Here is a 22,915-nt window from a genome sequence, read left to right on the forward strand (position 1 = left end):
GGGCTCATTGCCCGTAGACGTTCTGGTAACGCGCGTAAAGGCTGTCGACGTGGTGCTGCTCGATCGGGTCCGGCTTCCCGAGCTGGTGTGCGAAGTGGACGGTGCGCGCCACGTCCTCCACCATCACCGCGGCCTTCACCGCCGCACGGGCGTCCTTGCCGACCGTGAACGGGCCGTGGTTGCGCATCAGCACGGCCGGTGAACGGCTGGAGCGCAGGGTCTCCACGATGCCGCGGCCGATCGAGTCGTCGCCGATGAGCGCGAACGGGCCCACCGGGATGTCACCGCCGAACTCGTCGGCGATCATGGTCAGCACGCACGGGATCGGCTCGCCGCGCGCGGCCCACGCCGTCGCGTAGGGCGAGTGCGTGTGCACCACGCCGTTCACCTCGGGCATGTGCCGGTACACGTAGGCGTGCGCGGCGGTGTCCGAGGACGGCGAGTAGTCGCCCTCCACCAGGTTGCCGTGCAGGTCGGTGACGACCATCGCCTCGGGGGTCAACTCGTCGTAGGACACCCCGGACGGCTTGATGACCATCAGGTCCTGGCCGGGCACGCGGGCCGAGACGTTGCCCGCGGTCCAGATCACCAGCTCGTAGCGGGTCAGCTCGCGGTGCAGGTCGGCGACCGTGCGACGCAGCTCCGAAACAGCGGACATGTGCTACTCCCCCTTCGCGGCTCGGCGGCGCGCCTTCAACCGGTGCATGACCTCGTTGGCGCCGCGGCCGAAGTAGTCGTGCAGCTCCTGGTACTCCACGAACATCCGCTCGTACGCCACGACGTTGTCCGGGATCGGCAGGTAGACGCCCCGCTTGACCGAGCCCATCGCCTTGGCGGCGGCGTGGATGTCCTCGTAGGCCTTCGCGGCGACGGCGGCGTGCATCGCGGAGCCGAGCGCGGGCCCCTGCTCGGAGCCGATCACCGACAGCGGCAGGTTCGTCACGTCGGCGTAGATCTGCATCAGCAGCGGGTTGCGCAGCAGGCCGCCCGCGATCACCAGCTCGGTCACCGGGATGCCCGCGTCGGTGTAGGAGTCCACGATCACGCGGGTGCCGTAGGCCGTGGCCTCCAGCAGAGCCCGGTAGGTGTCCTCGGCGCGGGTGGCCAGCGTCTGCCCCACCACCACGCCGGACAGCTCGTGGTCCACCAGCACCGAGCGGTTGCCGCTGTGCCAGTCCAGCGCGATCAGGCCGTGCTCGCCGATGCGCTGCTGCGCGGCCAGCTCGGTCAGCAGCTCGTGCACGGAGAGGCCGCGCGCCTTGGCCTGCTCGTGGTACTCGGCCGGCACGTTGTGCTCGACGAACCAGGCGAAGATGTCGCCGACGCCGCTCTGGCCGGACTCGTAGCCCCACAGGCCGGGGACGATGCCGCCGTCCACCACGCCGCACATGCCGGGCACGTCGGCCAGGACGTCGGCGTTCATCACGTGGCACGTCGAGGTGCCCATGATCGCGACCATCTGGCCGGGTTCCACGGCGCGCGCGGCGGGCGCGGTCACGTGCGCGTCGACGTTGCCCACGGCCACCGCGATGCCCGGCTTGAGGCCGGTCCACTCGGCGGCCTGCTCGGTGAGACCGCCGGCCCGGTCACCCAGCTGACCCAGCGGGTGGTCGAGCTTGTCGGCGACGAACCCGCCGAAGTCGGGGTTGAGCGCCTGGAGGAAGTCGGTGGACGGGTAGCCGTCCTGGTAGATGCCCTTGTAGCCGGCGGTGCAGGCGTTGCGCACGTAGGCGCCGGCGAGCTGCCAGACGATCCAGTCGGCGGCCTCGACCCAGTGGTCCATCGCCGCGTAGACCTCGGGTGCCTCCTCGAGCAGCTGGAGGCCCTTGGCGAACTCCCACTCCGAGGAGATCAGTCCGCCGTAGCGGGGCAGCCAGCTCTCGCCGCGCTGGGAGGCTAGGTGGTTGATCCGGTCCGCCTGCGGCTGGGCCGCGTGGTGCTTCCACAGCTTCACGTACGCGTGCGGGTTGTCCGCGAACTCCGGCAGCTCGTTGAGCGGCGTGCCGTCCGCCTTGACCGGGACCATCGTGCACGCGGTGAAGTCGGTGCCGATGCCGATCACGTCGGCCGGGTCGACCCCCGCGTCGGCGAGGGCGGCCGGCACCGCGTGGCGCAGCACGTCCACGTAGTCCTGGGGCACCTGCAACGCCCAGTCGGGCGGCAGCGGACGGCCGTCGGGCAGCGCCCGGTCCAGCACACCGTGCCGGTAGTCGTGCACCGCCGTGCCCAGTTCGAGGCCATCGCGCACCCGCACGACCACCGCACGACCGGACAGGGTGCCGTAGTCGACACCCACCACCAATGGATCGCTCGCCATGAGAAGGAGTGTTATCGCTAACATTCACCGCGTCAAGCCCTGCCCGCAACGTGCTGCAAAGAGCCTGGTGAGCGTGCACAAAACGCGATGTTCACCGGACGGCTGGGCGACGGCTGCGCCCCGGGTCCAGGGTAGGCGTGATCGCGCCGGTGCGGGGGGTTGCCGGGCGCCGACCCACAACGAAAATGTTGCGCCGCCCGACGACGGACGGCGCAACACTACGAACCCGGCGGACTCACTCCGTCGGCGGGGCCACGCTGTCCCGCTGCACCAGCGCGGGCGCGACGGTCCGCTGCGGCGCGCCGACGTCGCCGTCGCCGACCTGGGCCAGCAGCAGCTCCAGCGTTTCCTTGGCGACGGCGTGGAAATCCGGCCTGATGGTCGTCAGCGGCGGGATGAAGTACGCCGCCTCCGGCACGTCGTCGAACCCGACGATGCTCACGTCGTGCGGCACCCGGCGGCCACGCTCGCTCATCGCGCGCAGGATGCCGAGCGCCAGGTGGTCGTTCGCCGCGAAGATCGCGGTGACCTCCGGCATCCGGGCCAGCATCTGGCCCGCGCGGTAGCCGGAGGACGCGCTCCAGTCCGCGGGCACGACCGGCGGCACCTCCATGCCCGCGGTCTCCAGCGCCGACCGCCAACCCCTTATGCGACCGAGGCTGTCGAACCAGTCGGACGGACCCGACACGTGCCACACCGTGCGGTGGCCGGCGTCGAGCAAGTGCCGGGTCGCCGCGAAGGCGCCCGCCGCCTGGTCCACCGTGACCAGCGGGGTCGACCGCTCCGGGTCGCCGTCCACCGTGACCAGCGGGATGCCCGCGGACACGGCACCGACGGCGTCGTTGGCCGACGCGGTCGGCGCGATGACCACTATTCCGGCGACCCGCTGGTCGCGGTGCCGCTCGACGGCGTCGGAGATGGAGTTGCGGTCCAGCACGTTGACCCGGCCGACGCTCACCGCGAACCCGGCCTCGGCCGCCGCCGTCTCGAAGGCGGCGAGCAGCGACGCGGGACCGTAGAGCGTCGAGTTCTGCGCCACCACCCCGATCAGCTGGGACCGGCCGGTGACCAGCGCGCGGGCCGCCTTGTTGGGCCGGTAGCCCAATTCGGCGATCGCCGCCCGCACCCGCAGTCGGGTCTGCTCCCGGACGTTGGGGTGCCCGTTCAGCACCCGCGACACCGTCTGGTGCGAGACCCCCGCGAGCCGGGCGACATCCGTCATCGCGGGGTCGCGCGAGGTCTTGTGCTCCACTACCGCCCCATCTCCCTGGTCGAACACTGCCTTGGTCCATGCCGTCGTCTACAGATGTTAGCGATAACAGCGCCTGTTCACCGTGATCGCGCCGTTCTCACCATTGTCCACCAGGGACCGTCCCGAACCGGCCACGACTCGGCAAGAGAGCCGGAAAGTCGCACTGTTCCCGGTGCGCCGAGGGCCACGCCGGCCGGGTGTCCCCGTCCGGGCGATCAGGGGAAGGCCGCGCGGACGCGGTCGAGTTCGGCCTTGGTGACGGGCAGAACGGTCCCGTGCCGGGGTCGGCTGGGCAGGGAGTAGTCGGTGGCGAGGGTCCACTGGCCGGACGCCAGGTCCGTGGTCTCGAACGGGACGTAGCCGCGCCCGCCGAACTCGTCGATGAACAGGTACCAGCGGTCCTCGGTGTTGGACTTGAACACGGTCGGACCCTCGCCCTGGCGGATCGAGCCCTTGCCGATGCAGTCGACCACGAAGTCGTACGACGTGTCGCGCAGCTCGGTGGACTTCTCGGCGAGGATGAACTTGCTGCACGGCGTGGTGGACGTGTTGTTCCGCTCGTCCTTGGTGAACCGGTAGTACTCGTCACCGTGCTTGATCACGGTCGAGTCGATGACCGAGTAGCCGGGGTCGACCCAGACCTGCGGCTCGCTGAACGTCCGGAAGTCGCGCGTGGTCGCGTACAGCATCTTGTTGTAGGTGTTGCCGGCGTGCTCGGGGTCGTCCGCCGCGTAGAGCTTCGAGGCCCAGAAGACGACGTAGGCGCCGATCGACTCGTCGTAGTACGCCTCGGGCGCCCACGTGTTGCCGGCCGTCTCCGGTGACACCCGCACGTGGCGCTGCTGCCCCCAGTTGACCAGGTCGGTGGACTCCCACACCTCGACGTACCGGCTCCCCTTGCGCTGCACCAGGTCCCAGTTGCCGTTGCCGTTCATCTTCAGGTCGGTGGCGATGAGGTAGAACTTGTCGCCCTCCGGCGACCGGATGATGAACGGGTCGCGCACGCCCTTGTCGCCGAGCGTGGACGTGAGCACCGGGTTGCCCTTGTTCAGCTCGTCCCACTTGAGCGCGTCGTTGCCCTGGCTCGCGGCGAAGTACACCTGCTCGCCGGTGGCCGTGCCCTCACCCGTGAAGTAGCCGAACAGGTAGCCCTCGTAGGCCTGCTGCTCGGGCTTCGGCGCCACCGTGACGTGGAAGCGGCGCTTGGTCTGCTCCTCGCCGCTGCGGACGGTCGCGGTGAGGGTCAGCCGCTCGGGCTCGGCGCCGTGCTCGGGCCGGGTCACCTCGCCGGTCTCGGTGATGATCTTCTTCTTGGTCGACTTCCACGAGACGTCCGTGCCGTGCAGGCCCTCGGTGGGCAGGGTGAGGTTGCCGCGGATGTCGTCGGCGTCCCACACCGTCAGCGCGGCGGCGGCCTCGGTGACCTTCTCGACGTCGGTCAGCTCCGGTCGCACGGTCACCTCGAACGTCCTGGTCTGGTCGGCGGCGCCGGCGGTCAGCGTCACGGTCGCCGGCGCGGAGCCCGCGGCGGGACGGGTGACCACGCCCTGTGCGCTCACGTGCGCCTCGTCGTCCGACTGCCACGTGATCGTCGAGCCGTACGGCCCGGTGGCCGGCGGGGTCAGGTTCGCGGTGACCGCGGAGAGGTCGCCGAGGTCGATGGCGGCCAGGTCGCGGCGCGCCTTCTCCTCGACGGGCACGAAGCCGAGGTCGTGCGCCTCCGCGGCGGTGAGAGCCCGGTCGTAGAGCCGGAAGTCGCGGACCGCGCCCTTGAGGTGGCGGTCGCCGCTGTAGACCGAGCGGCCGATGTAGTTGGCGGTCGTGGTGCCGCCGCCGATCATCGCCGGGGTGGTGGTGACGCCGGTCTTGCGGGCGACTTCGACGCCGTCCTCGTACAACACGGCCGTACCGCCGCCGAGGGCGTAGGTAAGCGTTTTCCAGACTCCCCTGGCGAGATTCCGGCCGGCCGACACGGTCTGCTCCGTCGACCAGTTCCCGGTGGCGATCGAAGAGCGGTAGGCGTTGCCCGTGGTGAACAGGTAGCCGTTACCGGCGGTGCCCGAGGAATTACCGAGGCCGTAGATGAAGTAGGGCGTCGCCTGGTCCGGCGAAATGCGCACCTGGAGCGAGACGGTGACGTCGGCCAGATCGCGCAGCACGCTGTCCGGCAGCTTCACGTGGCCGTTGACGCCGCCGAGTTGAAGCCCTTCGGATCCACCGGGAGTGGCGTCACCGATAACGGTTGCGTTACGACCTCCGCCCGAGTGGTCCGCTGCGACGGCTCCCGAGGTTTCGGTTAGGGGGTAGTGCAGGACGAGTCCATCTGCGGCGGAAGCGGACGGCGCGCTCAGCGTCGCCACGACGAGCGACGCGGCCAGGGATGCGACGAGGGTCGCGACGAAGGTGCGTGGGCGATGACGAAGGGTGACCATGTCGGAGTCGCTCTCGTCTTGCGCGCGGCCCCGAGACCGCGGATGAACAGGGCGTGCGACCCCGCAGGTGCGGTGGGTCACAATAGTGAGCGCTAACATACGATCGGCTAACAAACGTGTCAAGGATGCGAAGTTGACGTTTCCAAGGGGTTGACGGGCCGATTGTGAGCGTTCACTCTGGTGGCCCAGGTGACCACCGTCACGCGGTTCGCCGTTCCCGTCGATTGTCTCGGGTTCCCACGGAGGAAGACCAGTGTTGAAGAAGATCACGACCGCCGCTGTCGCGGTCATGTTGGCCGCGTTGACCGCGTGCGGGTCCGGTGGCTCCGGGGACGCGGGGTCGTCCGGCGCCAAGGACGACGGCAAGATCACGATGGGCTTCGCCCAGGTGGGCGCCGAGAGCGGCTGGCGCACCGCCAACACCAAGTCGATCCAGGAAGAGGCCGCCGCGGCGGGCATCGACCTGAAGTTCTCCGACGCTCAGCAGAAGCAGGAGAACCAGATCAAGGCGATCCGGTCCTACATCCAGCAGAAGGTGGACATCATCGCCTTCAGCCCGGTGGTCGAGACCGGGTGGGACACCGTCCTGCTCGAGGCCAAGCGCGCGAACATCCCGGTCATCCTCACCGACCGCGCGATCGACTCGGACGACACCACCCTCTACAAGACGTTCCTCGGCTCCGACTTCGTGCTGGAAGGCAAGAAGGCCGGCGAATGGCTGAAGGAGAACGCGGGCACGGCCAAGAACGTGGTCGAGCTCCAGGGCACCACGGGCGCCGCGCCGGCGATCGACCGCAAGAAGGGCTTCGAAGAGGCCATCGCGGGCACCGACCTGAAGATCGTGGCCACCCAGACCGGTGACTTCACGCGGTCCGGCGGCAAGCAGGTCATGGAGGCGTTCCTGAAGTCGGTGCCGCAGATCGACGTGGTCTACGCGCACAACGACGACATGGGCCTCGGCGCCATCGAGGCCATCAAGGCCGCGGGCAAGGTGCCCGGCAAGGACATCAAGATCATCACCGTGGACGCGGTGAAGGACGGCATGACCGCACTGGCCGCCGGTGAGATCAACTACATCGTCGAGTGCAACCCGCTGCTGGGCAAGCAGCTGATGGACCTGTCCAAGAAGGTCCTGGCGGGCGAGGAAGTCCCGCCGCGCGTCGTCACCGAGGAGAGCGCCTTCACCTCGGAGCAGGCGAAGACCGAACTCCCCAACCGCAAGTACTGATCACCACAAGCAGCGGCCTCCGCCACCCTCCGGGTGTGGTGGCGGGGGCCGCACCCACTCGTGTGAGGGGAGTTGTCCGGTGACCGAGCCGGTCGTCGACATGCGGGGCATCTCGGTGGAGTTCCCCGGAGTGAAAGCCCTGCAAGAGGTGGATTTCCGGCTGTTCCCCGGTGAGGTCCACGCGTTGATGGGCGAGAACGGGGCTGGGAAGTCCACGCTCATCAAGGCGCTGACGGGGGTGCACCCGCTGGCGGCGGGCGGCATCCACTACGCGGGCGGGTCCGTGTCGTTCGGTGGGCCGGCGCAGGCGCAGGCCGCCGGGATCAGCACGGTGTACCAAGAGGTCAACCTGTGCGTGAACCTGACCGTGGCGGAGAACATCCTGCTCGGGCGCGAGCCGCGCAAGTTCGGCCGCATCGACGGCAAGGCGATGCGCGCGCGTGCCGCCGAGCTGCTGGAGCGCATCGGGCTGCACATCGATCCGGGTTCGGTCCTGGAGAGCCACCCGATCGCCGTGCAGCAGCTCGTCGCCATCGCGCGCGCGGTCGCGGTGGACGCTCGGGTGCTGGTCCTGGACGAGCCGACGTCGAGCCTGGACGCGGACGAGGTCGCGGAGCTGTTCCGGATCATCCGGGTGCTGCGCGACGAGGGCGTCGCGGTGCTGTTCGTCTCGCACTTCCTGGAGCAGGTGTACGAGATCTCCGACCGGATGACGGTGCTGCGCAACGGCCGGCTGGTCGGCGAGTACACCACCTCGGAGTTCAGCCGGATCGAGCTCGTGTCCGCGATGCTGGGCCGTGAGATGGGCGTGCTGGAGGAGATCGAGCGCCGTTCGGGCACGCCGGGCGAGCCGTGGCTGAAGGCCGAGGGGCTCGGCCGCAAGGGCTCGGTGGCCCCGTTCGACCTGGAGATCCGGGCGGGCGAGGTGGTCGGGCTGGCCGGGCTGCTGGGTTCCGGCCGCACCGAGGTGGCGCGGCTGCTGTTCGGCGCGGACAAGGCCGATTCGGGCCGGGTGCTGGTCGGCGGCAAGGTCGTGCACCTGCGCGGGCCGCGTTCGGCGATCGAGGCGGGCATCGCGTTCTCCTCGGAGGACCGCAAGGCCGAGGGCGTGGTCGCGGACCTGAGCGTGCGGGACAACCTGATCCTGGCGTTGCAGGCGGCGCGCGGCTGGATGCGGCCGGTGCCGCGCAAGCTCGCCGACGAGCTGGTCGCGAAGTACATGGAGATGCTGGACATCCGTCCCGCGAACCCCGAAGCGGTCGTGGGCACGCTGTCCGGCGGCAACCAGCAGAAGGTGCTGTTGGCGCGGTGGCTGGTCACCGAGCCGAAGCTGTTGATCCTGGACGAGCCGACGCGCGGTATCGACGTCGGCGCGAAGGCGCAGATCCAGAAACTGGTGGCGGACTTGGCCGCGGAGGGCATGGCGGTGTTGTTCATCTCCGCCGAACTGGAGGAGGTCGTGCGGATCGCCGACCGGGTCGTGGTGATGCGCGACCGGCAGAAGGTCGCGGAGTTGGACGGCGGCGCGGTGGGCGTGGACGACGTGATGGCCCTCATCGCGGGTGGCGGCGACCACGGCCTGGACAAGGGTGCGCAGAAGGCGGTGGTGTCGTGAGCAGCCCTGCTGTGTTGAGGAACCGGTTGCTGTGGCCGGTGTTGGCGCTGGTCGCGCTGCTCGTGCTGAACGTGGTGGTCACGCCGTCGTTCTTCTCGTTGCGGTTGCAGGACGGCCACCTGTTCGGCAGTTTGATCGACATCCTGCGCAACGGCGCTCCCACGCTGTTGATCGCGCTGGGCATGACGTTGGTGATCGCCACCCGCGGGATCGACCTGTCGGTGGGCGCGGTGGCGGCCATCGCGGGCGCCGTGACGTGCACGTACATCGCTTCCGGCGGTGACGCGTGGGTCGGCATGGGTCTGGCGCTGGCGCTGTGCGCGGTGCTGGGGCTGTGGAACGGGTTCCTGGTGTCGGTGCTGGGCATCCAGCCCATCATCGCGACGCTGGTGCTGATGACGGCCGGTCGCGGCATCGCGATGCTGATCACCGAGGGGCAGATCGTCACCGTCGACTCGCCGACCTACCGCGAGGTGGGTGCGGGGTTCCTGGTGCTGCCCATCGCGATCCTGATCAGCCTGGCGGTGCTGGGGCTGGTGGCGCTGGTGACGCGGAAGACGGCGCTGGGGATGCTGATCGAGTCGGTCGGGGTGAACCCGTCGGCGTCGCGGCTGGCCGGCGTCAAGGCGCGCACGATCATCTGGACGGTGTACGTGTTCGCGGCGCTGTGCGCGGCGGTCGCCGGGTTGATGATCAGTTCCAACGTGAGCGCGGCGGACGCCAACAACGCCGGTCTGTGGATCGAGATGGACGCGATCCTGGCCGTCGTCATCGGTGGCACGTCGTTGGCCGGCGGCCGGTACTCGCTGACCGGCACGCTGCTCGGTGCGCTGATCATCCAGACGTTGACCACGACGGTGTACACGATCGGCATCGCGCCCGAGATCACGCTGGTGTTCAAGGCGGTCGTGGTGATCGCGGTGTGCCTGATGCAGGCGCCGATTCGGATTCGGGTGAGGCAAGGGGTGCCCGCGTGAAGACTGTGACTGTTGCGCCCGAGGCGCCGTCGTCCCGGAAGTCGTCCGGGGCGAGGATGAAGGTGCCCACGCGGTTCCTGCCGGTGATCGCGACCTTCGTGGTGTTCGTGGCGACGTTCGGCGTCGGCTCGGTGCGGTACGAGGGGTTCGCGTCCGGGCAGGTGATGGCGAACCTGTTCATCGACAACGCGTTCCTGATCGTGCTCGCGGTCGGGATGACGTTCGTGATCCTGACCGGCGGCATCGACCTGTCGGTCGGGTCGGTGGTGGCGCTGTCCACCATGATCGCGGCGGCGATGCTGCGGGCCGGGTGGCCCGCCTGGCTGACGGTGGTCGTGGTGCTCGCGGTCGGGTCCGGGCTCGGGCTGGCGATGGGGTGGATCATCCACCGGTTCGGCGTGCAGCCGTTCATCGTGACGCTGGCGGGCATGTTCCTGGCCCGCGGGCTGTGCTTCGTGATCAGCGTGGAATCGGTGTCCATCAAGGACCCGACGTTCCGCGACCTGGCCACGGGGTCGATCGAGCTGCCCGGTGGCGTCACCATCACGTACGGCGTGGTGATCGCGCTGCTGGCGGTGGTCGCGGCGGTCTACGTGCTGCACCTGACCCGGTTCGGGCGCACGGTGTACGCCGTGGGCGGCAGCGAGTCGTCGGCCCGGCTGATGGGCCTGTCGACCACCCGGGTGAAGATCGGCGTGTACGTGATCAGCGGGTTCTGCTCGGCGTTGGGCGGGCTGCTGTTCAGCCTGTACATGCTGTCCGGGTACAGCCTGCACGCGGTGGGCATGGAGCTGGACGCGATCGCCGCCGTGGTGGTGGGCGGGAGCCTGCTGTCCGGTGGGGTCGGGTTCGTGATCGGGTCCGTGGTGGGCGTGCTGGTGCTCGGCACCATCCAGACGCTGATCTCGTTCGAGGGCACGTTGTCGTCCTGGTGGACGAAGATCGTGATCGGCGGGTTGTTGTTGGCGTTCATCGCGTTGCAGCGGGTGATCGTGCGGCGGAGCTAGGCGCCGCCGGGTTCGTCCGGTCCGGCCCGGTTCGGTTCGACGCGGGGGAACCCCGTCGGATCGGGCCGGGCCGGTCGCGTGTGGTGGGGGCGGTCAGGAGGCTTGCCAGCCGGCCAGCAGTTCCGCGGCTTCCCTCGTGCGCGGGTGGTTCTCGCCCTGCACCCGGGACATCTCGGCCAGCACGACGCGCAGCTCTTCGACCGCTTCGGCGCCCTGGCCCGCCCGGTGCAGCAGTTCGGCGCGTTGCTGCCTGATCCGCAGCACGCGCGGGTGGTCGTCGCCGAACACCTCCTGCACCGCGTGGCGCAGGGCGGCCAGGCGGTCCACCGCACCGCGGTCCCCTGCCACGCCTTGCCAGAACGCCAGGTTCGACCGGTAGGTCAGGGTGGTCGGGTGGTCGTCGCCCAACGTCCGCTGCGCGTCCGCCGCGGCGGTGTCGAACTCGGCGATCGCCTCGGTCAGGTCGCCCGCCACGGCACGCCAGTACGCCAGGTTGTGCCGGGCGATCAACGTGTCGTGGTGCCCGTTCGCCACTTCCTCCAGGCCGGCCACCGCCTCCTGGAAGGTGGCCACCGCGGACCGCGCGTCACCGGTCTCGCCGGTCCAGCGGCCGAGGCCCAGCATCGCGCGCAACGTCTGGTGGTGCTTCGGGCCCAGTTCCCGGCGCAGGACGGTGAACTGGGCCGATGCCGCGTCACGTGCGCCGGTGAAGTCGCCGGACAGGCCCATGCACAGCACGCGGTCGTCCTCGGCCGCGACCAGCAGCGGGTGGGCGGCCGGCAGGTCGCAGTCGGCGACCAGGGACGTCAGCTCGCCGAGCGCGGTCTCGATGAGGCCGGTCTCCAGGCGGTACGACGCCTGGTAGAGGCGGACCCACAGGGTGTCCGGGTCGGTGGGGCCGAGGGTCTGCTCGGCGGCGGCGCGGATCTCGCCGAAGTGGGCCAGCGCGGTCGCCGCGTCGCCCAGGTCGCCGATCGCCCTGGCGACCTGGGTGCGCAGGGCGACCACGTCACGGGGGTCGGTGGCGAGGGCCAGGAGTTCCGACGCCACGTCCCGGGCCGCGGCGAGTCGGCCGATGTCCGCGAGGTGCTGCCCCAGGCGGCGCAGGACGGGGTGCATCCCGTCCTGCCACAGGTGCTCGCCCGCGACCGACCTCAGCACCTCGGCGTTGCGGTGGAGCGCCGCCGCCGTGTCGCGATCGGCCGAGGACCACTCGCGCTCGATCGCGTCGGCTGCGGCCACGGCGTACGGGGCCAGGTCGGGCAGCAGGTCGCGGGCGGCGCGCTGGACCAGTGCGTGCGCCTCGACCCGGCGGTGGTGGGTGACCAGGTTGAGCCGGTGCAACGCGCGCAGCGCCAGCAGGTTGCGCCCGCCGGCGAGCAGCACGGCTTCCGGGATGCCGTCCGGTGCGAGCACGGAGACCAGGCCGAGCACGTCCAGCGCGTTGGGCGCCAACGTCCGCGCGCGTTCGACCGAGAGCCGCACCGCGCCCGCGACCGTGTCGCGGTGCTCGTCGGCCGGCGACGTCGGCGGGAACAGGTCGGCCACGCGTTGCCGCCGGTCGGCGAGCAGTCCCAGGTAGGCCGGCACGTCGGTGCCGGTGTCGATGAGGAACGCGGCGGCCTGCGACAGCGCCAGCGGGAAGCAGCCGAGCGCGTCGGCCAGTGCCGCCAGCCGGTCCGGGTCGTGCCGGGGGTCCACGGCCAGCCGGGCGGACAGGTAGGCGGTCGCCTCGTCCGGGGCGAACATGCCGACACCGATCACCCGTGCGTCCGGGCGGAGCAGCGACGCGTCGCGCCGCCGGGTGGTGACGAGGCTGCGGCCCGCGTCGCCGGCGGGCCAGAGACCGGCCAGTTCCGCCGGGTCGTCCACGTCGTCCAGCACGACCAGCCACGACGTGGCGGTGGACCGGAGCCAGGCGAGGAACAGGTCCGCCTGCGCCTCGTCGTCGGCGACCGCGGCGGATTTCAGCACCCGCCACGCGCGGGCGTAGCCGGCCAGCACCGACTGCCTGGTCCGCGCGGACACCCAGACCAGCACACCCGCGTTCGCCCGGTGGAACGCGGCGGTCGCCGCCTGCGACTTGCCCACCCCGCCGGGGCCGGTGAGCACGACTTGGCGGACCTCGTCGGCCCGCAGCGCGGCATCGACCGCGTCGGCCAGCTCGGCGCGCTCGCGCAGCGCGGCGGCGTCGCTGGGCGGCCGGCCGACGACCACGCGGCCGGGCTTCGGCGTGGCGCGGCGGTCCTGGTGCGCGGCACGCCACAGCTCGCGCAGCTCGGTCAACTTGGGTACGCCACCGGTCGCCAGCGAGACCGCCAGCACCGCGTCGAAGTCGCGCGGGACGGAGTGGCCGGTCAGCCACTCCCCCAGCCGCCGCGCGTTCACCGCCACCCGGCGGCCGGACGGCAGGACGATCGCGCTCGCGCGTCGGGCCACCGCCTCGTCGGACGCGTCCGGCAGTCGTCCCCGTAATCGCGCCAGTGCCTGCGCGAACGCCGCTTTCGGGTCGCTCACCGCCACCTCCCCAGGATGATCACGAGTGTAGATCCCCGGAACGGGCCGGAGCGGGGGTTCCGCCACCACGGTTTCACCTGGTGAAACAGGGTCGGCCGGTACCGGGAGCCGGTGCGGCGGCGCTAACTTCGCGCCACACCGGCGGAAGGGGTCGACGTGGCACGGCAGGGCGGGAACGACGCGATCGGGTGGAAGGTGCTGCTGCTCGTGGGGATGCTGCTGAACGGCGTCGGGCTCGTGGCCGGGATGCCGCTGCTCCCGCTGGTCGGCGTTCCCCTGGCGGTCGTGGGCCTGATCGGCCTGCAGGCCGCCAAGCGGAAGGCGTCGTCCTAGATCACCCAGGCGTCAAGTCTTCGAAGGCCGCCCCCGCGCCGGGGCGGCCTTCGTCGTGCGTTGGACCGGATGGCGCAAGGGCGTGGGTCGGGCGGTTCTGCCCGTTGACTTTCCGGATGGGGCTCTGCAACCCTTCGAACCGGTTACGCAAGAAATCGACAACTACGCGGAACTTCTTAACAAGAACCGGGAACGCCCTAACGAGAAGGGCCAGCCGATGTCAACGACGACACGTGCTCGTTCACGCCTAGCCGCATCCCTGCTCGCGCTGTCACTCACCGCGCAGGCCCTGGTCTCCCCTACCGCCCAGGGCGCGCCCTCACCCTCGACCGCCGGGCTCGACCTCGGCGCGCCGACCCGCATCGACCAGGTCCGCCTGTCGATGCCCGACGACCACGCCCGGCAGGAACGGACGTTCGCCGTCCAGACCAGCCTCGACGGCAAGGGGTTCGCCACCCTCGTGCCGTCGGCCGAGCGGACCTTCGACCCTGCCAGGGGCAACGAGCTGACGTTCGACTTCGACCCCGCGCTCGTGCGCTACCTGCGGGTCGAGGGCACGGAAGTCGCCGACATCGACGTCCGGGAGGCCGTGGGCGCCGCGGTCGCCGCCACCTACACCGCGAGCAGCCACAACGACGTCTACCAGGCTTCCAACGTCGGTGACGGCAACCAGGCCACGTACTGGGAGAGCTCGAACAACGCGTTCCCGCAGTGGCTGCGGGCGGACCTCGGCGCGTCCGTGAAGGCGGACCGGGTCGTGCTCAAGCTGCCGACGGCCGGCTGGGGCGCGCGCACGCAGACGTTGGCGCTGCAGCACAGCACCGACGGCCAGAACTTCGCGGACCTCGTCCCGTCGACGCAGTACGCGTTCAACCCGACGGCGAACAACACGGTGACGATCCAGTTCACCGCCACCACCACCCGGTACCTGAGGCTGCTGATCACCGGCAACTCCGGGTGGCCCGCGGGGCAGATCTCGGAGTTCGAGGTGCACGGGCCGTCCGGCGGCGACACGCAGCCGCCCAGCGCGCCGGGCAACCTCGCCTACACCTCGCCGCAGTCGGGGCAGATCCGGCTCACCTGGTCGGCGTCCAGCGACAACACGGGTGTCGTCGGGTACGACGTCTACGCCAACGGCGTGCTGCGGACCAGCGTGACGGGGACGACGTACACCGACTCGCAGCCGGACGGGGTCGCGGTCACCTATTACGTGATCGCCAAGGACGCCGCGGGCAACCAGTCGCCTTCCAGCAACCCGGTCACGCGGGCCGGGTCTTCGGGCACGAACCTGGCCAAGGGACGGCCGATCACGTCCTCTTCGCACGCGTTCACGTTCGTCGCCGCCAACGCCAACGACGACGACGTGGCCACGTACTGGGAGGGGGCCGGCTACCCGAACACGCTGACCACCCAGCTCGGCGCCAACGCGGACATCAGCTCGGTCGTGCTCAAGCTCAACCCGGCGTCGGCGTGGGGCACGCGCACGCAGAACGTCCAGGTGCTGGGCCGCGAGCAGGGCGCTTCGGGCTTCACGAACGTGGTGTCAGCCCGGGACTACGTGTTCAACCCGGCGTCCGGCAACACCGTGACCATCCCGCTTTCCGCCCGCGTGGCGGACATGCAGCTGCGGATCACGTCCAACACGGGTGCGCCCGGCGGGCAGGTCGCCGAGTTCCAGGTGTTCGGCGTGGCCGCGCCGAACCCGGACCTGACCGTCACCGCGACCTCGTTCACCCCGACCAACCCGGTGGAGACGAACCCGGTGACGCTGTCCGCGACCGTGCGGAACGCGGGCACGGCGGCGTCCGGCGCGACCGACGTGACGTTCTTCCTCGGTGACGACGCGGTCGGCACGGCGGCGGTCGGCGCGTTGGCGGCCGGTGCGTCGGCGACCGTCACGGCGAACGTGGGGCCGCGCGGGTCCGGGTCGTACCAGTACACGGCGAAGGTCGACGAGACGAAGAAGGTCGTCGAGCAGAACGAGGCCAACAACGCCCGCCTGCACCCGACCGCCCTGGTCGTCACGCCGGTGCCCAGCTCCGACCTGGTCGGCGGGCTGTCGTGGACGCCGAACAACCCGGCCAACGGGCAGAACGCCACGTTCTCCGTCATCCTCCGCAACGAGGGTTCGATCGCGTCGGCCAGTGGTGCGCACGGCGTCACGTTGACGCTCGTCAACGCCACGACGGGTGCGACCACCCGGACGTTCAGCGGCAGCTACACCGGCGCCATCCAGCCCGGCCAGTCCGCGCCGCCGATCACGTTGGGCACGTGGCCCGCGGCCAACGGCAAGTACACGCTCAGGACCGAGGTCGCCGTCGACGCCAACGAGATCGCGGCACGGCAGGCGAACAACGTGACCACGCAGTCCCTGTTCGTCGGACGTGGCGCCAACGTGCCGTGGGAGCACATCGAGGCCGAGGACGCCGTGACCGCGGGCGGAGCGGTGAAGATCGGGCCCAACCGCACCATCGGCGACCTCGCCGGTGAGGCGTCCGGGCGGCGCGCGGTGACGTTGAACAGCACCGGCGCGTCGGTCGAGTTCACCACGAGCGGTCCGACCAACACGCTCGTCACCCGCTTCTCCATCCCCGACTCCGCGGGCGGCGGCGGGATCGGCTCGACGCTGAACGTCTACGTCAACGGGTCGTTCCACAAGGCGATCGACCTGAACTCGCGGCACATCTGGCTCTACGGCAACGAGGCCAACCCGGGCAACTCGCCGAGCGCCGGCGGGCCGCGGCACATCTACGACGAGGCGAACGTGGTGCTCAACGGCACGTTCCCGGCGGGCACGAAGATCAAGCTGCAGAAGGACTCGGCGAACACGACGACCTACGCCGTCGACTTCGTGAACTTCGAGAACGCCGTGGCCGCACCGAATCCCGACCCGGCCCGGTACATCACCCCGAGCGGGTTCGGCCACCAGGACGTGCAGAACGCGCTGGACCGGTTCCGCATGGACACCAGCGGCACCCTGCTCGGCGTGTACCTGCCCGCGGGCACGTACACCACGGCGCAGAAGTTCCAGGTGTACGGCAAGCCGGTGCGGGTGATCGGCGCCGGTCCGTGGTTCACGAAGTTCGTCGTGCCCACCACGCAGGAGAACACCGACGCGGGCTTCCGGGCCGAGCAGTCGGTGAACGGGTCGACGTTCAGCGGGTTCGCGTTCTTCGGCAACTACGTGTCCCGGATCGACGGTCCGGGCAAGGTGTTCGACTTCGCCAACGTCTCGAACATCACCATCGAGAACATCTGGGCCGAGCACATGGTGTGCCTGTACTGGGGCGCGAACACCGACTTCATGACGATCAAGGACTCGCGGATCCGGAACATGTTCGCCGACGGCGTCAACATGACCAACGGCAGCACGGACAACCGGGTGGCGAACATCGAGGCGCGGTCGACCGGTGACGACAGCTTCGCGCTGTTCTCCGCGATCGACGCCGGCGGCGCGGACGAGAAGAACAACGTCTACGAGAACCTGACGTCGTTGACGACCTGGCGCGCGGCCGGTCTGGCCGTGTACGGCGGTTTCCTCAACACGTTCCGGAACATCTACATCGCGGACACGTTGACGTACGCGGGCGTGACGATCAGCTCGCTGGACTTCGGGTACCCGATGAACGGTTTCGGGCCGGAGCCGACGACGTTCACCGGGATCACCCTGGTGCGGACCGGCGGGCACTTCTGGAACGGTCAGACGTTCCCTGGCATCTGGATGTTCTCCGCGTCCAAGCCGTTCCGCGGCATCCGGGTGTCGGACGTGGACATCATCGATCCCACGTACGCCGGGATCATGTTCCAGACCAAGTACACCGGTTCGGCGCCGGAGAACCCGATCCAGGACACCGTGCTGACGAACGTCTCGATCTCCGGGGCGCGGTTGAGCGGTGACCAGTTCGAGCGGAAGTCCGGGATCGGGCTGTGGGCGAACGAGCTGCCGGAGGTCGGGCAGGGGCCGGCCGTCGGCTCGGTGACGTTCAACAACCTGCGGTTCAGCAACAACGTCGAGAACATCCGCAACCTGACCTCGACGTTCACCATCACCGTCAACCCCTGATCCCGCCACCGACGCGAGGCGTCGCCCCGTACCCCGGGGCGACGCCTTCGCACGTCCCGCCTCGGAGAGCGCTCCCCCGCGTGTGTTGACGCGGTCTGGACCACATGCGAAGCTTCCCCGCGAGAGCGCTCTCACACCTCTCCTACCCTGCACAAGGAGCTGTCGTGAGACTTATCGCGCAAGGTTGCGCGGCGGTAGTCGCCGCCGCGCTCGTCGTCCTGCCCTCGACCGCGCAGGCCGCACCCGCCGCACCGTCCTCGGACGACGCCCTGCACGTCGCCCTGGCCCGTGACCTGGGTTGGAACCCGGCCCAGGCCGCCGTCCGCCAGGCCGAGGAGGCCGCGTCCGTCCCGGTCGAGACCGCGCTGCGGACCCGGCTCGGCGACCGGTTCGGCGGCGCCTGGTACGACGGTGGCCTGAAGGTCGGCGTGGTCGACCCGGCCGACGCCGCCGCCGTCCGGGCCGCCGGGGCGTCCCCCGTGCGGGTGTCCCGGACCGAGAAGTCGTTGGCGGACGCCAAGGCCACCCTCGACCGCACCCCGGCCGCGACGGACGTCCACTCCTGGCACGTGGACCCGGCGTCCAACGCCGTGGTCGTCTCCGCCCGCTCGGAGTCGGCGGCACGGGCGTTCGCGGCACGGGCCGGTGTGGACGTGAAGACCGTGGTGTCGGCGGACGCCCCTCGTCCCCTGTACGACATCCGGGGCGGTGACCAGTACGTCATCAACGGCAACACGCTGTGCTCGGTCGGCTTCTCGGTGAACAACGGCGGTTTCGTCACCGCCGGGCACTGCGGCGGCACGGGCAGCCCGACGTTGGGCTTCAACAACGTCAGCCAGGGCACGTTCGCCGGCTCGTCGTTCCCGGAGAACGACTACGCGTGGGTCCGCACCAACTCCAACTGGACGCCGACCCCGTACGTGAACAACTACTCGGGTGGCAGCGTCGCGGTCGCCGGGTCGCAGGAGGCGGGCGTCGGCGCGTCGGTGTGCCGCTCCGGCCGGACCACGGGCTGGCGCTGCGGCACCGTCCAGGCGAAGAACGTGACGGTGAACTACTCCGGTCGGCTCGTGCACGGCCTCACGTCCACCACCGCGTGCGCCGAGGGCGGCGACTCGGGTGGCGCGTGGCTCGCGGGCAACCAGGCGCAGGGCGTCACGTCGGGCGGTTCGGGCAACTGCTCGTCCGGCGGCACGACGCTGTTCCAGCCGCTGAACGAGATCCTGGGCGTGTACGGCCTCCAGCTCACCACGACCGGTGGCGGCGGCAGCACGAGCCGGATCATCGGCTGGCAGGACAAGTGCATCGACGTGCCGAACTCGAACGGCGTCGAGGGGCAGCGCCTCCAGTTGTGGGACTGCAACAACACGGCCGCGCAGAACTGGACGTTCCCCGGTGACGGCACGATCCGCGCGTTCGGCCTGTGCATGGACGTCGCCTGGGGCTCGCGCGACAACGGCGCGGCCATCCAGCTCGCCCGCTGCTCCGGCAACCCGGCCCAGCAGTTCGTGCTGAGCGGCGCGGGCGACCTGGTCAACCCGCAGGCGAACAAGTGCGTCGACGTGACGTCCTGGGGCGGCACCGGCACGCCGCTGCAGCAGTGGGAGTGCCTCGGCGGCGCGAACCAGAAGTGGCGCCGCGGCTAGGACTCCTCGACCACCGGAGGCGGCCCTTGGCGGGAGACGTGCCAAGGGCCGCCGATTCCGGCAGGACGCCGACTAGCCGACCTTGCCCGTGCCCGCACCACCCGTGACGATGGACTTGACGCCGCTCGCGCTGTCCAACGCGTAGGAGTACGGGATCGACTTCACGCTGCCACCCTGGTCACCCGAACCCGAGTTGACGAAGTGGTTGTTGCGCGCCACCAGGTTGGCGGGGTCCGAGTCGCCCTCGCCGCGGTGGAACGGGTCGCGGGTGTTCTCGAAGTAGTTGCCTTCGACGAGCACGCCCGCTTCCTGGGTGGAAGCGACACCGTACGACGTCACGCCGCCGTAGTAGTTGTTGTAGACGTGCACGGGGTTGCCGAAGCGGACCCGCGGGTGGCGCTGGTTGGTGCCGTCGAACCAGTTGTGGTGGTAGCTGACCCGCAGCTTGCCGCGGTCCTCGCCGCCGTTGTCGTCGCTGTGGCCGAGCAGCATGGACTTGTCGTGCGAGCTGATCTTGTTCCACGACACGGTCACGCAGTCGGACGCGCGCTTGATGTCGATCGCGCCGTCGTAGCCGCTGCGCAGGCTGTTGTGGTCGATCCAGACCCTGGTCGAGTACTGGACGTTGATCGCGTCGTCCTTCCAGCCGGAGAAGTTCAGGTTCCGGATGATGACGTTGGACGCGCTGGAGACGTTCAGGCCGTGCCCGGTGATGGTGGCGCCCGAGCCGACACCGATGATCGTCTTGTTCGACGCGACCTTGGTCATGCTGGACAGGGAGATCGTGCCGGAGACCCGGATCACCGACGCGCTCGACGACCCGACGGCCGAGATGAACGCCGACGCGGTGGTGACGGTGACCGGCGAGGCGCTGCCGCCACCGGACGTGCCGCCGCACTGCGTGCCCCAACCTTCGAGGTTGAACGACGCGGCGTTGGCCGACGGGACCATGATGGCCGTCGCAGCCAGGGCCGTGGCCGCGAGCAGCGCACGGGAGATCTTGCGTGACATGCGGTTTCCTCCATACGACTGTGGATGAAAAGGGAACCGGCGGCGGTAGGACGTGACGGCGGCCTGAGGACTACACCGGACTCACCACCTCTCCGCGGTGTGCTTGCGGATGTGCTCGACGTCGAACTCGTCACCCAGACCGGGAGAGTCGGTCATGGCGACGTGCCCGTCCGCGTCGAGCGGGTCGGCGATCGCGAGCCGGTGCGGCGGCACGCGGTCGAAGTCGTGCAGCGGGTGCAGCAGGCCGCGCTCGTACCAGCGGCCGTTGTCGGTGCCGCCGAGGACGGCCAGGCTGGCGGAGCCGTCACCGTGGATCTCGCAGTCCATGTTGAACGACTCGGCCAGGTGCAGGGCCTTCACCGTCGGCGAGATGCCGCCGACGTCCGTCGGGCCGGCCCGCAGGATGTCGCACGCCCCGGACGTGATCCACTCGGCGCGGCTCAGGTGCTTGCCCCACGCCACTTCCGGGCCGATCACCGGGATGGACAGCTGGTCGGCCAGCCACCGGTAGGAGCTGATCGACGCCTCCTCCATCGGCTCCTCGAACCAGTAGAAGCCCAGGCCCTCCAGCGCGCGGCCCAGTTCGAGGGCCTCGGTGCGGGAGTACCAGTGGTTGGCGTCGAGCATCAGCTCCACGCCGGGGCCGACGGCGTCGCGCACCGCCTCGCAGGCCGCGATGTCCGCCCGCACGCTGGGCGCGCCGGGCACCGGCGGCATCCACGTGTGCAGCTTGATCGCCAGGTAGCCCTGCTCCACCAGCTGCTTCGCGAACTCCGCGTAGTCACCCGGCGTGCTCAACCCGCCGGGCGTCTCGTCACCGCACATGGTGCTGGCGTAGGCCGGGATGCGGGACCGCGCCCCGCCGAGCAGCTTCCACACCGGCTGCCCGACCTTCTTGCCCACCAGGTCCCACAACGCCGTGTCGACGTAGCCCAGCGCGCGGTCGGTGAAGCGGCCGTGGGAGCCGCGCTGCTTGCGCGCCATCTTGCGCCACAGCCCTTCCCGGTCCCACGGGTCGGCGCCGATCAGCACGGGCTTCACGATCGAGTCGAGCACGGCGGGGCGGAGCTGGTCGGGGTGCACCTGCACGCGTCCGACGACACCGTCGGAGTCGGTGATCTCCAGCAGCGCCTCGCGGACCTCGTGCTCGGCGCTCGGGTGTCGGTGCCCGTGCGGGTCCACCGCGGTCCACGCGGTGGTCGTGAACACCGACACCTCGACGCGCTCGATCATTTGCGCTCCTCCCACTCCTTCTGCGCCTCGGTCAGCTTCTTCGCCATCTCGTCGAGGAACTGCTGGCCGGACAACTCGCCGAGGAGCACCTTCTGGTACTGGGGCTCGCTGTCGGTCTTGGTGATGGAGGAGTACTGCGGCAGGTAGACCGGCGCGGGCACGAGGACGGTGGCCGGGTCCTCCAGCACGTCGAGCGCCATCTTCACGTGCGCGGCCTTGTCGATCCACGCCGCGCTGCGCACGTCCGTGTTGGCCGGGATCTGGCCGACCTTCTCGTTCCAGTAGCTGTTGGACTCGGCCGAGGTCAGGAACTCGGCGAACTTCCACGCGGCGTCCGGGTGCTCGCTGTTCTTGAACACCGCGAAGCCGTCGGTCGGGTTCGGCACGATGGTCCGCTTGCCGCTGGGGCCGACCGGCAGCGGGATCGCGGCGACCTTGTCGCCAAGCGCCTTGGTCACGTCGCTGTAGGAGCCGAGGTTGTGGTGCATCATCGCGACCGAGCCGCCGGTGAACTGGGCGATCATCTGGGTGAAGCTGTTGTTGACGTCGGCCTCGGGGGTGGCCTTCTTGTACAGGTCGGCGACCTTGTCGACGAGTTCGGCGTTGGCCTTGTCGTTGAGGGTGCTCTGGCCGCCCTTGTAGAAGTTGTCCACACCGGAGTACGCGTACGCCTCCGTGATCAGCTGGAACACCGAGCCCGCGCCACCGCGGATGGTGTAGCCGTACTTGTTCGCGGCCGTGTCCGTCAGCTTGGTGGCGGCGGTGACGAACTCGTCCCACGTCTTCGGCGGCTCGATGCCCGCGTCCTTGAACCAGTCGGTGCGGTACCAGATGATGTCCATGTTCGCGGAGGACGGGACGATGTAGAGCTTGCCGTCCGGCGCGGTCTGGCGGACCGTCTCCACCAGCGAGGGCAGCAGCCGGTCCTTCAGCGGACCGCCGTTGATGCGGTCGTCGACCGGCGCCAGGGCCTCCTGGCCGACCAGGTGCGCGAGGTACGAGGTGGTGACACCGCCGACGTCCGGCGTCTCGCCGCCGGCGATGGCGGTGTCGTACTTCTGCTGCACCGACGCGCTGGGGATGCCGACGTACTCGACGTGGATGTCCGGGTTCGCGGTCTCGAACCGCTTGATCAGCTCCTCGTAGATCGGCGTGCGGGCGGGACCGCCGTTGTTGTCCCAGAACGTGATGGTGACCTTCCCGTCACCACCCGTCTCCCCGGATCCGCAGGCGGTCAGCGCCAGTGCGGCGGCGGCCACGGCGACCAGCAGTCTTCTCATGATG

The 22,915-nt window shown here is 70.0% G+C and carries 15 protein-coding genes; 7 read left to right on the top strand and 8 right to left on the bottom strand.

What is annotated here, in order from left to right:
- Positions 1–4: 4 nt before the first annotated feature.
- The 4 genes from OQ02_RS09955 to OQ02_RS09970 form a co-directional block, all read right to left on the bottom strand.
- Positions 5–658, bottom strand: a complete 654-nt coding sequence (locus OQ02_RS09955) for an L-ribulose-5-phosphate 4-epimerase (protein ID WP_033438061.1) — start codon at positions 656–658, stop codon at positions 5–7.
- A gap of 3 nt (positions 659–661) precedes the next feature.
- A complete protein-coding gene (araB, locus tag OQ02_RS09960; RefSeq protein ID WP_033438062.1) occupies positions 662–2,317 on the bottom strand; it encodes a ribulokinase in 1,656 nt (551 codons plus the stop codon).
- 235 nt (positions 2,318–2,552) lie between these two features.
- Positions 2,553–3,539, bottom strand: a complete 987-nt coding sequence (locus OQ02_RS09965; RefSeq protein ID WP_033438238.1) for a LacI family DNA-binding transcriptional regulator — start codon at positions 3,537–3,539, stop codon at positions 2,553–2,555.
- Between the two features lie 245 nt (positions 3,540–3,784).
- Positions 3,785–6,001 carry an immunoglobulin-like domain-containing protein gene (locus OQ02_RS09970; protein ID WP_033438063.1) on the bottom strand — a complete coding sequence of 739 codons (2,217 nt, stop codon included), beginning with the start codon at positions 5,999–6,001 and terminating at the stop codon, positions 3,785–3,787.
- A gap of 253 nt (positions 6,002–6,254) precedes the next feature.
- Here OQ02_RS09970 and OQ02_RS09975 point away from each other — a divergent pair, with 253 nt between their 5' ends.
- From OQ02_RS09975 to yjfF, 4 genes are all read left to right on the top strand, one after another.
- Entirely contained in the window at positions 6,255–7,229 is a 975-nt protein-coding gene (locus tag OQ02_RS09975; RefSeq protein WP_033438064.1) for an ABC transporter substrate-binding protein, read from the top strand.
- 100 nt (positions 7,230–7,329) lie between these two features.
- Positions 7,330–8,844 (top strand): sugar ABC transporter ATP-binding protein, encoded by a 1,515-nt coding sequence (locus OQ02_RS09980; protein ID WP_051772155.1) that lies wholly within the window; start codon positions 7,330–7,332, stop codon positions 8,842–8,844.
- Positions 8,841–9,821, top strand: coding sequence for an ABC transporter permease (locus tag OQ02_RS09985; RefSeq protein WP_231499949.1), 981 nt, complete (start codon positions 8,841–8,843; stop codon positions 9,819–9,821). The genes OQ02_RS09980 and OQ02_RS09985 overlap by 4 nt, the downstream gene beginning before the upstream one ends.
- Before the next feature lie 56 nt (positions 9,822–9,877).
- Positions 9,878–10,828, top strand: coding sequence for a galactofuranose ABC transporter, permease protein YjfF (gene yjfF / locus OQ02_RS09990; RefSeq protein ID WP_051772112.1), 951 nt, complete (start codon positions 9,878–9,880; stop codon positions 10,826–10,828).
- Between the two features lie 93 nt (positions 10,829–10,921).
- Here yjfF and OQ02_RS40035 read toward each other — a convergent pair whose 3' ends face one another.
- The gene (locus OQ02_RS40035; RefSeq protein WP_156076957.1) at positions 10,922–13,345 is read right to left on the bottom strand and encodes a tetratricopeptide repeat protein; all 2,424 of its coding nucleotides are present in this window, start codon (positions 13,343–13,345) and stop codon (positions 10,922–10,924) included.
- Between the two features lie 156 nt (positions 13,346–13,501).
- Between OQ02_RS40035 and OQ02_RS43635 the strand changes: the two genes are divergently transcribed.
- The 3 genes from OQ02_RS43635 to OQ02_RS10005 all read left to right on the top strand — a co-directional run bounded on the left by OQ02_RS43635 (position 13,502) and on the right by OQ02_RS10005 (position 19,387).
- Positions 13,502–13,678, top strand: a complete 177-nt coding sequence (locus tag OQ02_RS43635; RefSeq protein ID WP_156076958.1) for a hypothetical protein — start codon at positions 13,502–13,504, stop codon at positions 13,676–13,678.
- A 217-nt stretch (positions 13,679–13,895) separates the two neighbouring features.
- Complete coding sequence (locus OQ02_RS10000; RefSeq protein ID WP_081915504.1) at positions 13,896–17,741, top strand: discoidin domain-containing protein; 3,846 nt, start codon at positions 13,896–13,898, stop codon at positions 17,739–17,741.
- 164 nt (positions 17,742–17,905) lie between these two features.
- On the top strand, positions 17,906–19,387 hold the full coding sequence (locus OQ02_RS10005) for a ricin-type beta-trefoil lectin domain protein (RefSeq protein WP_033438067.1): 1,482 nt from the start codon (positions 17,906–17,908) through the stop codon (positions 19,385–19,387).
- 72 nt (positions 19,388–19,459) lie between these two features.
- On the opposite strand, the gene OQ02_RS10010 is transcribed toward OQ02_RS10005, so the two are convergent.
- The 3 genes from OQ02_RS10010 to OQ02_RS10020 all read right to left on the bottom strand — a co-directional run bounded on the left by OQ02_RS10010 (position 19,460) and on the right by OQ02_RS10020 (position 22,911).
- Positions 19,460–20,398: a pectate lyase family protein gene (locus OQ02_RS10010; protein ID WP_033438068.1), complete on the bottom strand. Its 939-nt coding sequence runs from the start codon at positions 20,396–20,398 to the stop codon at positions 19,460–19,462.
- A gap of 81 nt (positions 20,399–20,479) precedes the next feature.
- Positions 20,480–21,631: an enolase C-terminal domain-like protein gene (locus OQ02_RS10015; RefSeq protein ID WP_033438069.1), complete on the bottom strand. Its 1,152-nt coding sequence runs from the start codon at positions 21,629–21,631 to the stop codon at positions 20,480–20,482.
- Positions 21,628–22,911 (bottom strand): ABC transporter substrate-binding protein, encoded by a 1,284-nt coding sequence (locus OQ02_RS10020; RefSeq protein WP_033438070.1) that lies wholly within the window; start codon positions 22,909–22,911, stop codon positions 21,628–21,630. Before OQ02_RS10020 ends, OQ02_RS10015 begins: the two co-directional genes overlap by 4 nt.
- Positions 22,912–22,915 lie beyond the last annotated feature (4 nt).

Origin of the sequence: Saccharothrix sp. NRRL B-16314 (assembly GCF_000716595.1) — a bacterium.
Classification (GTDB): Bacteria; Actinomycetota; Actinomycetes; order Mycobacteriales; family Pseudonocardiaceae; genus Actinosynnema.